Annotated in this window: 12 protein-coding genes; 4 read left to right on the top strand and 8 right to left on the bottom strand. The window is 61.2% G+C overall.

Features of this window, described 5'->3' with window-relative positions; all coding sequences use genetic code 11:
• Window positions 1–76: 76 nt before the first annotated feature.
• Window positions 77–775: an FCD domain-containing protein gene (locus QEH68_RS20185; protein ID WP_280624622.1), complete on the bottom strand. Its 699-nt coding sequence runs from the start codon at window positions 773–775 to the stop codon at window positions 77–79.
• Window positions 772–1,635, bottom strand: a complete 864-nt coding sequence (locus QEH68_RS20180; RefSeq protein WP_280624618.1) for an SDR family NAD(P)-dependent oxidoreductase — start codon at window positions 1,633–1,635, stop codon at window positions 772–774. The genes QEH68_RS20185 and QEH68_RS20180 overlap by 4 nt, the downstream gene beginning before the upstream one ends.
• Window positions 1,636–1,687: 52 nt before the next feature.
• On the opposite strand from QEH68_RS20180, the gene QEH68_RS20175 reads away from it, so the two are divergent.
• Window positions 1,688–2,413 carry an SDR family oxidoreductase gene (locus QEH68_RS20175; protein WP_280624616.1) on the top strand — a complete coding sequence of 242 codons (726 nt, stop codon included), beginning with the start codon at window positions 1,688–1,690 and terminating at the stop codon, window positions 2,411–2,413.
• Between the two features lie 79 nt (window positions 2,414–2,492).
• Here the strand turns inward: QEH68_RS20175 and QEH68_RS20170 are convergent, their stop codons facing one another.
• From QEH68_RS20170 to mmsA, 3 genes are all read right to left on the bottom strand, one after another.
• A complete protein-coding gene (locus QEH68_RS20170; protein WP_280628055.1) occupies window positions 2,493–3,593 on the bottom strand; it encodes a sugar-binding protein in 1,101 nt (366 codons plus the stop codon).
• A 97-nt stretch (window positions 3,594–3,690) separates the two neighbouring features.
• Entirely contained in the window at window positions 3,691–5,043 is a 1,353-nt protein-coding gene (gene mmsB, locus QEH68_RS20165) for a multiple monosaccharide ABC transporter permease (protein WP_280624614.1), read from the bottom strand.
• Window positions 5,043–6,593 (bottom strand): multiple monosaccharide ABC transporter ATP-binding protein, encoded by a 1,551-nt coding sequence (gene mmsA, locus QEH68_RS20160; RefSeq protein ID WP_280624610.1) that lies wholly within the window; start codon window positions 6,591–6,593, stop codon window positions 5,043–5,045. Before mmsA ends, mmsB begins: the two co-directional genes overlap by 1 nt.
• 272 nt (window positions 6,594–6,865) lie before the next feature.
• Here mmsA and QEH68_RS20155 point away from each other — a divergent pair, with 272 nt between their 5' ends.
• A complete protein-coding gene (locus tag QEH68_RS20155; RefSeq protein WP_280624608.1) occupies window positions 6,866–7,606 on the top strand; it encodes a GntR family transcriptional regulator in 741 nt (246 codons plus the stop codon).
• Between the two features lie 30 nt (window positions 7,607–7,636).
• Here the strand turns inward: QEH68_RS20155 and QEH68_RS20150 are convergent, their stop codons facing one another.
• Genes QEH68_RS20150 through QEH68_RS20140 form a run of 3 tightly spaced genes read right to left on the bottom strand, consistent with a single transcriptional unit; the run spans window position 7,637 to window position 9,926 of the window.
• The gene (locus QEH68_RS20150) at window positions 7,637–8,554 is read right to left on the bottom strand and encodes an ROK family protein (protein ID WP_280624606.1); all 918 of its coding nucleotides are present in this window, start codon (window positions 8,552–8,554) and stop codon (window positions 7,637–7,639) included.
• Window positions 8,551–9,114 (bottom strand): bifunctional 4-hydroxy-2-oxoglutarate aldolase/2-dehydro-3-deoxy-phosphogluconate aldolase, encoded by a 564-nt coding sequence (locus QEH68_RS20145; RefSeq protein WP_280624602.1) that lies wholly within the window; start codon window positions 9,112–9,114, stop codon window positions 8,551–8,553. The genes QEH68_RS20150 and QEH68_RS20145 overlap by 4 nt, the downstream gene beginning before the upstream one ends.
• Before the next feature lie 47 nt (window positions 9,115–9,161).
• Window positions 9,162–9,926 (bottom strand): SDR family oxidoreductase, encoded by a 765-nt coding sequence (locus tag QEH68_RS20140; protein ID WP_280624601.1) that lies wholly within the window; start codon window positions 9,924–9,926, stop codon window positions 9,162–9,164.
• 131 nt (window positions 9,927–10,057) lie between these two features.
• Here QEH68_RS20140 and QEH68_RS20135 point away from each other — a divergent pair, with 131 nt between their 5' ends.
• Window positions 10,058–11,422, top strand: a complete 1,365-nt coding sequence (locus tag QEH68_RS20135; RefSeq protein WP_280624599.1) for an FAD-dependent oxidoreductase — start codon at window positions 10,058–10,060, stop codon at window positions 11,420–11,422.
• Between the two features lie 2 nt (window positions 11,423–11,424).
• Window positions 11,425–12,447: a hypothetical protein gene (locus QEH68_RS20130; RefSeq protein WP_280624598.1), complete on the top strand. Its 1,023-nt coding sequence runs from the start codon at window positions 11,425–11,427 to the stop codon at window positions 12,445–12,447.
• Window positions 12,448–12,477 lie beyond the last annotated feature (30 nt).

Below are 12,477 nucleotides of genomic sequence, written 5' to 3'. Positions count from 1 at the left end.
GCGGTTTCATACGAGCAGGAATGCTTGCTTGCCGAGGCCTCCACCCTTATAGTTCACGCCCAAAACTATTTGAGGATCAGGACGCTTCCCCGGCGCTTCGAGTCAGGAGCGAACGCATAACGGCGAACGCCTCATCGGGTGCCCTGCGCTGTACGGCCGCGGCTACGTCCGCATGGAGTTGTAGCGCGATGGGGTGAGGATGTCCCGGGCCCAGCCCGCGGGCATGCCAACCCTCCAGGAATTCGCTGATGATGTCTTCGAGCTGGGCAAACATCGGGTTGCCTGACGCGGCGAGGATGAGTGCGTGGAACTGGAGATCGAGCTCGTGGAAGGCGTTGTGGTTGTTCTCCTCGCTCGCTGCCCACATCCTGCCGGCTATTCCCACCAACTCGGCGGCCTGGCTGGCGGACGCCTGCAGGGCTGCCAGTCGTGCAGCTTCAGGCTCAATAGCGAGACGGAGACCGATCAGGGCATCCAGCTGTGCCTGACGCTCCGGCGACTGCATGCGCCAGCGGATGACCCTGGGCTCGAACTGGTTCCATTGGCTGGACTCGAGCACCATGATGCCAACCCTGCGTTTGGAAACGAGGAGTTGCATGGACTCAAGGACCCGGACGGTTTCCCTGACAACTGATCTTGAGACGCCGTGGGTGCGTTCGAGTTCTTCCAGGGTCAACGTGCTCCCCGGTGCCCGTTCTCCGGAGCAGATCTCCATTCCGAGCCGGTCGAGCAGTTGATTGTGCAGTCCCGGCGCCGTGCGCGGGTGTTGGTTCATGCGATGCTCGACGGCGAAACTTGGGTTGCGCTGGTGTTCTCGGCCCCCGCAGCGGTTGCCATAGCTTCGTAGGCCTTCGCTGGAATTTGGGTAGCCAGCTTGCCGCCACTGACATCAATCAATGTTCCGGTGATGTAGCGGGAAGCGTCGCTGGCCAGGAACAGGAGGAGATCGGCTACTTCCGCGGCTTCTCCCCATTTCCGTAGTGTCAGCGTGCCGAGCAGACGGTCTTGTGCCTCTTTCGGCATCTCCGCAAAGCCGTTCATGCCGGTGGGGATCATTCCCGGAGCGTAGGCGTTGACCGTCACGTTCCAGGGCCCAAGTTCTCCTGCGAGTACCTTGGTGAACTGCACGACGGCGGCCTTGGAAGCCGCGTAGGCGGCGCTGCCTATGCTGGGAACGATTGCGGCGAATGATGCCGCGTTGATTACCCGGCCATGGTTGCTTTCCTTGAGGTAGGGAATAGCTGCTTTGCATACGCGGACGACGCCAGTGACGTTGACATCGAAGCAGCGCTGCCAGGCGGAATCTTCGAGTTCTTCGACCGTTCCTTCCACATTGATGCCTGCGTTGTTAATCAGGACGTCGATGCCTCCGAAATGATCCGCGACCGCCGTAACTGCCGCGCGCACAGACTCTTGGTTGGTGACATCGCAGGAAAGCCCGAGCGCTTCGGCGCCGCCCGCCCGGAGTTCTTCCGCCAGATTCTCGACGCCGTCGTGAAAGACATCCAGGGCTGCCACCTTGGCGCCATGACGGGCAAACGTCTCTGCGATGACGCGGCCGATCCCGCTTGCCGCACCGGTCACGATTACCACGCGGCCCCGGAGGCCCCACTGTACTGCCTGGTCAATAGTCATATGATTAGATTACACTCAGATTAAAGATCATACTATTGATGCGGAGTAAGTTATGGGCGCGCGCAAGGTCCTTTGGGTCATCGGAGGCGGCAGCGGCATGGGCCGCGCTGCTGCGAAGGTGGCGGCGGAAGCCGGCTGGCACGTAGCAGTAACCGGCCGTCGCCCGGACGCCGTAGCAGAGACAGTAGGTCATATCGTCAAAGCCGGCGGTGACGGCCTCGAAGTGCCGGCGGACGCAAACGAAGCGGGTTCCCTGGAGGAGGCCCACTCAAGGATCGTGACGCAATGGGGTCCCGTGACCGCCGTCGTTCTTGCTGCCGGCCTGAACACTCCGGCCCGAACCTGGGCCGATCAGAACATTGAAGAATTCGCATCGATCGTAGAGACCAATCTGACCAGCGTCGCCCGGGCAATCCATCTGGTCCTTCCAGGGATGAGACGCGCGGGCGAAGGCAACATTGTGGTCGTTTCTTCCCGGGCTGCCTGGCGGTTCTCGCCTGGTTCGGGGGTGGCCTACATGACGAGCAAGACCGGCCTGTCGGCGCTGGTGGCGTCCCTCAATGACCAAGAGGGAGTCAATGGCGTCAAGGCCTGCCATCTCTGCCCCGGCGACGTCGACACTGACTTCCTGTCCATGAGACCGGAGGTGCCGGACGAGAATCAGCGTGCCAGAATGCTCAGCGCCGAGGATATTGCCCGCTCCGTTCAATTCATCCTTGATAGCCCACGCCACGTCCGGATCGACGAGTTGGCCCTGAGTCCCATAGGTCAGAAGTAAGCAGAAGAAGCCCGTCGCGCTTGCAAGGCCGGCACCCACCATAGGGCGCCGGCCTTGCAATTGACTACGGGCTCATTGACTACTTGGTCAAGGGAGCCAGTGAGGGATTGGCTGCATAGGCCTCTGCCGCGTCCTCCTTTGTTACGATGACGGGCTCCAGAAGATAAGACTCGAGTACCTTGGCACCATTGTTGTAGGACTTGGTGTCATTGAGCTCCGGGGCCTCGCCCTTCTGCAGGGACTGGGTCATTTTGATGACCTGGGCCACCAAGAGGCGTGTGTCCTTGTATATGGTGGAGTACTGCTCTCCGGCCATGATGGACTTCACGGATTCAGCCTCGGAGTCTTGTCCTGTAACCACCGGAATCGGCTTGCCTGCGGCCTTGACTGAGGTAAGGATGGCACGGGCCAGCGTGTCATTGGGGGACAGGACGCCGTCGAGCTCTTTTGAACCGTAGGTGCCGGTGAGCAGCGAGTCCATGCGGCTTTGGGCGTTCTCGGCCTTCCAGCCCGCCGTTGAGGTCTGCTTGATGTCTTTCTGACCGGACCCGACGACGATCGTCCCGTCTGCGATGAGCGGTGTCAGAACGCTCATCGCGCCGTCAAAGAAGACGGCGGAGTTGGCGTCGTCGGGAGAACCCGAGAACAACTCGATGGTGTACGGGCCTGAGGGCTTCTTGGCCTTCAACGCCTCCATCAGTGACTCGGCCTGAAGCTGGCCGACCTTCTTGGCGTCGAAGCCAACGTAGTAGTCCACGTCCGGGGTGTTGGTAATGATGCGGTCATAGGCGATGACCTTGGCGCCGGCGTCGCGGGCCGCCTTGAGTTGGGTAGCGAGCTGACCGGCGTCGGCGGCTCCGACAACAATAACCTTGGCACCTTTGGTGACCATGGCATTGATTTGGTCCTGTTGGTCTTTGACGGTGGTGCTGGCCCCGGCGTACTGGACATCACCTTTGAACCCTGCTTCTTTAAGCCCGTTAGAGAACAGGTCACCGGCCAGGACCCAGTTCTCCGAGGTCTTCGAGGGCAATGCCACACCAATGGTGGAATCGGCTGCAAAGCCGGATGCCGCTGAAGCGTTACCTGCCTCGGTTCGGCTGCTGCTGCCTCCGCAACCGGTGAGGGCCAGAACAGAAGCCGCAGCCAGTGCGGTGGTCGCGAGAAGAGCTTTTCTTATCGTCATTGATTCATTTCTTTCTCTGGGGATATCTAAGGCGTATGCCTCGTTGTGGGGATATTCGTTGGGGTGGTCCGGGGAAAGGGGGTCGGGTGAGTCAGCGGTTCTGTTCGCCGGCCGGAACCGGCCGCGGCACTTCTTCCGTGATGGTTGGCTCGGGTGCCGGAACCGTGTTTGGGGAGTGCAGGTCCTGAGGCGGCTTGCGCTTCTTCGTGAAGAAGCCGATAACTGACGGGCGGCCCTGGGTCTTGTTCCAGACGTCCAGTCCCACGGCCACCAGAAGCACGATTCCCTTGATGACCTGCACACGGTCCGCGCCGACACCGAGCAACTGGAGTCCGTTGTTCAGGACGGCCATGATGAGGCCTCCGATGATCGAACCAGCGACGGTTCCGATGCCACCGGCCACTGCCGCTCCGCCGATGAATACTGCGGCGATGGCGTCCAGTTCCCAGCCGAGGCCGTCCTGGGGTCCGGAGGCTGCCGACCTGGCCACGAAAATCATGCCGGCGAGTCCGGCAAGAATGGACATGTTCATCATGACCAGGAAGTCGATGCGGCGGGATTTGACGCCGGAGAGCTCGGCAGCGTGCTTGTTCCCGCCCACTGCGTAGATGTGGCGGCCGGTGATGGTGTCTGTGGCGATGAACGAGTAGAACAGGACCAGCACGCCCAAAATGACGCCGGAGATGGGGAAGCTGGTGCCTACACGACCGCCGGCGAACAGGATGGTGGCGTAGAGAACCACGCCGGCCAGGACGATCACCTTCACGGCACTGACCCACAGTGGAGCTTCAGCTGAGCCCATGGCCGCCTGCTTCTTGCGGGTCCGCCATTCGGCCACGACCACTGCGACTGCCAGTACGGCACCCAACAGCAGCGTGAGATTGTTGTAGCCGGTATCCGGGCCGATTTCCGGGAAGTACCCTGCCCCGATGAACGTGAATTCACCAGGCACAGGAACGGTGTTCGCATTACCGATCATTTGGTTGCCGCCGCGGAAAATCAACATGCCTGCCAAGGTCACGATGAAGGCCGGCACTCCCACATAAGCCACCCACCAGCCCTGCCAGGCACCGATAAGTGCTGCAACTACAAGTCCCAGGATGAAAGCCACCGGCCAAGGAAGGCTCCACTGCTGCATTGCGGTGGCGACGACGATCCCGGTGAAAGCAGCGACAGAGCCGACCGAAAGATCGATGTGTCCAGCGATGATGACCAGAACCATGCCGATGGCGAGGATCAGGATGTAGGAGTACTGGCTGACCAGGTTGATCAGGTTCCCCGACGACAGAGTCAGACCGTCCGTGAGGACCTGGAACAGGACAACAATGGCGATGAGGCTGAAAAGGATGCCGAATTGGCGGACGTTGGATTGTCCGGATCCGAAAACCTTGGTGATGTCCTTTAAGGAGTTGCGTGATCTGGGGGCGCTGGATTGTGTGCTCATTACGTCGTGACTTTCTTCCTCATTGAAGTCATGCTCTTCATTAGGGTTTCCGGGTTGGCTTCGGCCGCCGGGATGCAGTTGGTGATGGAACCTTCAAACAGGGTGTAGATCCTGTCCGAGACACCCAGGAGTTCAGGCAGTTCGGAGGAGATCATGATGACGCCCTTGCCCTGGTTGGCGAGGTTGCGGATGATCGTGTAGATCTCTGCCTTGGCGCCGACGTCGATGCCGCGTGTTGGTTCGTCAAGAATCAGCAGATCGGGGTCACTGAACATCCACTTGGCCAGGACAACCTTTTGTTGATTCCCTCCGGAAAGTTTCCCGACGCCTTCGTGGACCGTGGGTGCCTTGATGCGCAGGGTCTGGCGGTATTCCTCGGCGATCTTGAATTCATCCACGTCATTGACCACCTGGCCCCGTGAGATCTTGCCCAGTTTGGCTGAGACGACCGAGCGTTTGATGTCATCGAGCAGGTTAAGCCCCAGGGCTTTGCGGTCTTCGCTGACGTACGCAAGTCCGTGGCTGATGGCTTCACTAACTGTTCGCAGCTGGATTTCCTTGCCGTCCTTGATCACCTGCCCGGAAATGAAGTTCCCGTAAGACCGGCCAAAGAGGCTCATCGCGAGCTCGGTGCGGCCAGCACCCATGAGCCCGGCGAATCCCACCACCTCGCCGCGCCTCACAGTGAAGCTGGAACCCTTCACTACCAGTCGTTCCGGCACTTGGGGGTGCTGCACCGTCCAATTCCGCACCTCGAAAAGCACCTTGCCAATCTTGGGGTGCCGGTCCGGGAAACGGTTCTCGAGTGTCCGCCCCACCATGCCCCGGATGATGCGGTCCTCATTGACCCCGTCAGCCTTCACATCCAGGGTCTCGATCGCCTTGCCGTCCCGGATGATGGTGATGGAGTCGGCGATCTGTTCGATTTCATTGAGCTTGTGGGAAATGATGATGGAGCTGACGCCCTTGCTTTTCAGGCCCAGGATGAGGTCAAGAAGGTGTTGGGAGTCCGTTTCATTCAAGGCGGCTGTGGGCTCGTCCAAAATGAGGAGCTTGACCGACTTGTTCAGGGCTTTGGCGATCTCCACGAGCTGTTGCTTACCTACGCCGAGGTGCTTGACCTGGGTATCGGGGTTGTCCGAGAGGCCCACGCGGGCGAGGAGTTCAACGGAGCGCTTTCTGGCCTCGATCCAGTCGATCCGCCGTCCTCTCAAGGGCTCGTTGCCGAGGAAAATGTTCTCGGTGATTGACATTTCCGGGATGAGCGCCAACTCCTGGTGAATGATGACGATCCCGGCATGCTCGCTGGAACGGATGTCCTTGAAACGGCATTCCTCGTTCCGGAACACTATCTCGCCCGTGTAAGACCCGTAGGGATAAACGCCCGACAACACCTTCATCAAGGTGGACTTGCCGGCACCGTTCTCTCCGCAAATTGCGTGAATCTCATCGGCGCCCACTGTGAGGGAAACGCCGTCGAGAGCCTTAACCCCGGGGAATTCTTTGGTGATGGAGCGCATCTCAAGGATGGCCGGGTGAGCCGATGTCATGCTTGCCACCCCGGCGACGAGACACAGGGGTAGTCAGTGCCGGAAATGAATGAATACATGTGGCGACTTCCTTGTCGTTTGGAGGAGGACGGCGAATTCTTTGGGGCGATGTCCTCGCTGTTGTTGGCGAATCAGGCTGTTGTACCTTTCACCATGAAAGGTATGTACCTTAGAAAGTAAATGTATAGGGTGCTTGAGCGATGTTGTCTACTATAGGCTGGAGTGCATGGAAGTACAACCCTCTGTCAGGAGCTCCCGGATGAGTGATCGGAATGACTGATCAGGCCGTTCAAGCCTTGTATATGGAGATCGAGCAGTGGCTCCGCGCCAAGGTCATGGCGGGTCGGGAGGGTGATCCCTTGCCGTCCGAAGCCGAGCTTGCCACCCAGTTTGGAGTGAGCCGGATGACCTCCAGGCAAGCCATGCAGAACCTGGCGGCGGAAGGTCTGGTTCGGCGAAAGCGCGGATCAGGAACATACATCGCTCCGCGGCCGATGCACCGCCATGCGGGTCCACTCATGAACTTCACCTCGGACATGCACCGCCGAGGACTGACGGCGTCGTCGCAATTGATGTCAGCGGAACTCCGCGAGGCAACGGCTGCCGAGCTGGATGCCTTGCGCCAGGAACCAAAAAGTCGCGTGGTGGCCATTCACCGGCTCCGCCTCGCGGATGGAACTCCGATGGCGATTGAGACCACCAGCCTCACGCCCGACTGTGCTTCGGTTCTGGCTGAGGATCTTGAAACCGGCTCCTTGCATGATGCTTTGCGGAGTCTTGGGCGTCAGCCGACCACCGCCTTGTCCTGGATCAGCGCCCGTACCGCGTCTCCTGCGGAAGCGAACCTGCTCAATCTTCCGCCTAAGTCACCGGTACTTGTTGAACGCCGGATTATTTCTGACCAAAACGAGAAACCGCTTGAATTCACCACGACGATTTACCACCCTGAGCGTTACGTCATTGATGCGGTGTTCACGCTCGCACCCGCGCCGGAGGCGGACGAGGCTAAGTAGGGCCCGTCCGGCCCTCCGGCGCACGCCGGATCAAAGCTGGGTGCCGGCTCCCATAAGGGCGGCCCCGATGGCTCCGGCGTGCCTGCCGAGGGATGCGGGAACCACGTGAATGTCCGTGCCCGGTGCCACGCGGATGCGGCGGCGGATCTCTGCTTCAAGGGGGGCTATAAGCTGTTTTCCCGCCCCGGCGACGCCACCGCCGATAACAAAAGTGTCCGGTGCCAATGTGATGAAGACGTTCGCCAGGCCTGCGCCAAGGGCTTTGATGGCCCGGTCTATGGCAACCTGTGCTCGGGTGTCACCAGTGGCGGCTGCAGCGAAGACGGCCTGCACGGACTCTTGTCCGCCGGCCGTCGAGATCGCTGCGGAACTCGCAAAGGACTCAACGCATCCATTGTTGCCGCATCCACAGGGCGGTCCATCCAGTTCAACCGTGAGGTGGCCGAGCTCGCCCGCGGAGCCGAGCCCCTTCCATACTTTGCCGCGATGTACAACGCCGCCGCCGACGCCGGTACCCAGCACCACGCATACGACGGTTTCCAGGCCGGCTGCAGAGCCCACTACGGATTCGGCCAGGCTGAATGCCTTGGCGTCATTGACCAAGGCAATTTTCTGGCCCAAGTTGCCTTCCACTTCCTGCCGAAAGGGGAAGCCCTTCCAGGAGATCGGGAAGTTGGGTAGCAGCGTAGGGGTTCCTGCGGCCTCGTCAAACATGCCCGGAATGCCCACACCCACGGAAGCGATCGGTCCGTATTGGGTCCGCAGTTGAGTGGTGATCCTGGCGAGTTCCCCCACCACTAAGCCCGGTTCCCGTGACTGGTCCAGGTGGAAGAGATCGGTATTCACGGTCTCCGGAGGGGCTGAACCGTCAAGACGCAGCAATGCTGTCTTTACGGAGCTGCCACCTATGTCCAACCCCAACGCCAAATGCCCAACAGAAGTACTCACTGAGATCTTGCCACCGCCTTCTTCAACGCTTCCCAACGTACAGGGATCTCGTGCGGCGGGGCTCCAGTCAACCAGCCCCCTACCCCGGCGGCTACTGCACCGGCGTCGATAAAACCACGCACGTTCTCAGCAGTCATACCGCCCGTAGGCATCAACGGAATATGTCCCAGAGGGCCGCGCAATTCCCGAATGAGCTGTGGTCCTGCCACTGAGGCGGGAAAAACCTTCACTGCGGCCGCCCCCGCATTCCACGCCCTGACTATTTCGGTGGGAGTCAGCGCGCCGGGGGAGACCGGTATGCCTTGGGCGGACGCCCATCCCACCAGGTCTTCGTCAAGGTAGGGCGACACCAGAAATTCCGCGCCGGCATCAAGGGCGGCGGCCGCTTGCTCCTTGTCCAGGACAGTGCCGGCTCCGACTGTGGCTCCGGCGTTGCGGAGCTTGGTGATGTCTGCCACGGCGGTTTCCGAGTCCATGGTGATTTCAAAGACGACATCCCGGGGGGTCTGCGACAAGGACATCAGGGATTGGAGTGTCTGGTTGCCAAGGCGACGGGCCACAATGACGAGTCTGGACTCTGTGACTGCTGGGGGAAGAGTAGGCCGGCTCATGAGGTGGAAGTCACCGCCCAACCACCATCGACGGCAAGGACCTGGCCGGTGACCCCATCAGCGTCGACGAACCAGCACAATGCTTTGGCGATCTGCCCGGCGGTCAACATCCCCGGGGCTACGGGCTGCTTGCGTTCGGCGAAGCTGACGATCGCGGGGTCTTCTGCTGCCCTGGCGGCCATGGGAGTTCGTACGAGTCCGGGGGCAACACAGTTCACGCGCACCTTGTCCTTGGCGTAGGCCGCGGCGAGAGGAACCGTCCAGCCTGTGATGGAGGCTTTGGCCGCGGCGTACCCGTGGGTGGTGAAGTTGTCCGGTTGGGGCGAGGTGGCCAGGACACTTGAGGTCATGACCAGGGAACCGCCGTTGCCTTGCATGTGGCGGATGGCTTCGCGTGCTGTCAGGAACATGGTGGTGAGATTCAAGCTGATCGAGGCGTTCCACGCATCCAGGGTCATTTCGTGCAGCCAGCCGTCACCGAATCGACGTGCACTGCCGCCGGCAACGGCGACGACGGCATCAATGCCGCCCATTTTTTGCGCCGCTGCCGCGAAGGCGGCCACTGTGGCCTCTTCATCCCGCAGGTCCGCCGCGTACCATCCGGCGCTCCCCGCACCGAGGCTGTTCGCCAAGGCGGCACACGACTTGGGGTCGCGGGAAATGACAAAAACTGCATCTCCCGCCTCCGCTAGTTGCCGGGCTGCCGCGGCGGCTATGCCCGAGGCTCCCGTAATGACTACGGATCGGCCGGTTCCATCCATTTCGCATCTCCTCAAATTTGACAGTGCACGTGCTGGAAAATGCTTATCAATCAACCTAGGCATTGGCCAACAACCAGTGTCATAGTAGTATATACAAATACCAACAAGTTCGTAACTACTTGAGGAGACATGTGGCAACCCCCGCAACCGCTTGGTCCGCCGCCGTTCCGTCCATCGGCCACTTCGACGTCGTCGTGGTCGGCTCCGGTTCGGCTGGCTCCACCGCAGCCATCGCTGCATCCCGTCAGGGAGCCCGCGTGCTGCTCATCGAAAAGCTTCCCTTCCTGGGAGGCAACAGCACCGCCGTGCTGGATACCTTCTACGGCTTTTACTCACCGGGCTCGCGCCCGTTCCGGGTGGTGGACTCCATTCCCGGCGAGGTCGTCGAGAAGCTGCGTACGCTCGGCCCGGTCATTGAACGGCCCAACACCTACGGCGCCGGAACAGGCGTCACCTACAATGCAGACCACTTGAAGGTGGCCTGGGAGGATCTGGTCACGAGTGCCGGAACGCGGGTCCTCCTGCACAGCTTTGTGCAGGAGGTTAAGGTCAGCGACGGTCGGGTCACGGACCTGTTGCTCGCGACCAAGGCCGGTTTGCGGCAAGTCTCCGCAACGACGTTCGTTGACGCCTCCGGCGATGGGGACCTTAGCCACTTCGCCGGTTTCGGGTACGAGGTTGCCGGTGAGATCGCTCCGGCTCAGACCCTGACCACAACGTTCCGGATGATCAACGTCGATCACGCCGCCCGCAAAAAGCTGACGAAGGAAGACCTGCGGGAGCTCATGCTGGCTGCCTCAGCTGAAGGCTACCTCCTTCCCAGGACTGACGGCAGCGACCACATCACACCCATCGAGGGCATGACGGCAACAGTTATGACCCGCCTCGATTCGGCCACCCGCGACGCCGATGGGACGCTGCAGACCGTGTTGGACCCGGAGAACCTCACCAAGGCCGAGATGGCAGGTCGGCGCCAGGTTCTGGAGTACGCCCGCTTCCTGACCGACAAGGTAGCCGGGTATGAAAATTCGTCCCTGGTGGGTCTCAGCACCCAGATCGGCCTGCGCGAAACCCGCCGGATCTATGGTGACTACCGCGTCACCCGCGAGGACGTTCTGGGTGCCAACCAGTTCGACGATCAAATCGCCCTGTGCGCGGCACCCATCGAGGATCACCACTCGGGAGATGGAACCGCGTGGGCGTACCTCCCGGAGGGAAGTGCCGCGGGTATTCCCCTGCGGTCCCTGATCGTCAGGGACGCGCAAAACGTCATGGTCGCCGGACGATGCTTCTCGGCAACTCATGATGCCCAAGCCAGCATCCGTTCCATGGCCCAGACGATGGCCATGGGCCAGGCCGCCGGAACAGCGGCTGCCATGGCCGCGGCCGCCGCAGGGGGACTCGTCCGCGACGTGCCCGCCACCGCGATTCGTGAAACGTTGCGGGCTGCCGGCGCCATCCTCGAAGTGCAGCTCCAACCACAATCGGCGCGCTGACCATGATGCAACCACATAAAGCAGGATTCATCCGCACCGTTCTGGGGGACCGGGAAGAACTACCAGCGGGTTCGGTCTTCGGACATGAACACCTGATCATCGACTCCCCTCTGATCCATGACAGGTTTCCCCATATTCACCTTTACGACGTCGACACGGCAGTTGATGAGGTGAGCGCATGCCGCGATGCCGGCGCAGCCCTCATGGTCGACGCCATGCCGGTCGCCGCAGGAAGGGACGCGATCAGGCTGGCTGAGATCTCCCGGCGAACCGGGGTGGACATCATTTCCGCCACCGGGCTGCACCACGACCGCTACTACGGGCCCCTTCACTGGAGCAACCGGGTGGATATGGACGACCTGGTCAAATTGTTCGTTGCCGACCTCGTGGAAGGAATCGACGAATTCGACTACACGGGACCTGTAGTCCGACGCAGTGCCTACAAGGCGGGCATCGTGAAGGTAGCCACCAGTGGGCAGACGCCGGATCAGCGGGACCTCCGCAATCTGGAAGCGGCAGCCCACGCGAGCAACCTCACTGGGGCGCCGATCCTCACGCATTGCGAGGGTGGGCTGGGAGGGCTCGCCCAGGTGGAGTTCCTCCTTGCCATGGGCGTCCGGCCCGGCTCGATCATTCTCAGCCACGTGGATAAGAGCCACGCTCTGAACTACCTGAAGGAGTTGGCGTCCAGTGGCGTCATCCTGGAGTTGGACCAGGGACTGCGGCAGCGGGAGCGCGGACTGTCCTCCGTCACCGTCTGCGCGGTCTACTCCCTGGTGGAGGAGGGCTTCGGGCATCAAATCATCGTGGGCACCGACGGCGCACGGCGGGACCTTTGGGCATCACTGGGCGGAGCGCCTGGCCTTTCCTGGCTGGCAAGCGAGTTTCCGGTCCTCCTGAAGTCCGCTGGCCTCACCGACAATGCGATCCAGGACATCATGCGCAATAACGCGATCAGTGCTTTGTCTTGGAGGCCACCTGCCTCGGAGCGTGCAGGCGACTTCGCGGAAGAACTGACCCGTTGACCATCGGCTGCGGGATGCTTCCCGCGGCCC

It is taken from the genome of Paenarthrobacter sp. OM7, assembly GCF_029873575.1.
GTDB lineage: Bacteria > Actinomycetota > Actinomycetes > Actinomycetales > Micrococcaceae > Arthrobacter.
Note: the sequence above shows the minus strand (reverse complement) of the source record. Positions and strands in the feature narration are given on the sequence as shown.

Coding starts and splice junctions, on each gene's coding strand:
- QEH68_RS20185 (WP_280624622.1), bottom strand. CDS start 775: ATGAACCAACACCCGCGCACGGCGCCGGGACTGCACAATCAACTGCTC.
- QEH68_RS20180 (WP_280624618.1), bottom strand. CDS start 1,635: ATGACTATTGACCAGGCAGTACAGTGGGGCCTCCGGGGCCGCGTGGTA.
- QEH68_RS20175 (WP_280624616.1), top strand. CDS start 1,688: ATGGGCGCGCGCAAGGTCCTTTGGGTCATCGGAGGCGGCAGCGGCATG.
- mmsB (WP_280624614.1), bottom strand. CDS start 5,043: ATGAGCACACAATCCAGCGCCCCCAGATCACGCAACTCCTTAAAGGAC.
- mmsA (WP_280624610.1), bottom strand. CDS start 6,593: ATGACATCGGCTCACCCGGCCATCCTTGAGATGCGCTCCATCACCAAA.
- QEH68_RS20155 (WP_280624608.1), top strand. CDS start 6,866: ATGACTGATCAGGCCGTTCAAGCCTTGTATATGGAGATCGAGCAGTGG.
- QEH68_RS20140 (WP_280624601.1), bottom strand. CDS start 9,926: ATGGATGGAACCGGCCGATCCGTAGTCATTACGGGAGCCTCGGGCATA.
- QEH68_RS20130 (WP_280624598.1), top strand. CDS start 11,425: ATGATGCAACCACATAAAGCAGGATTCATCCGCACCGTTCTGGGGGAC.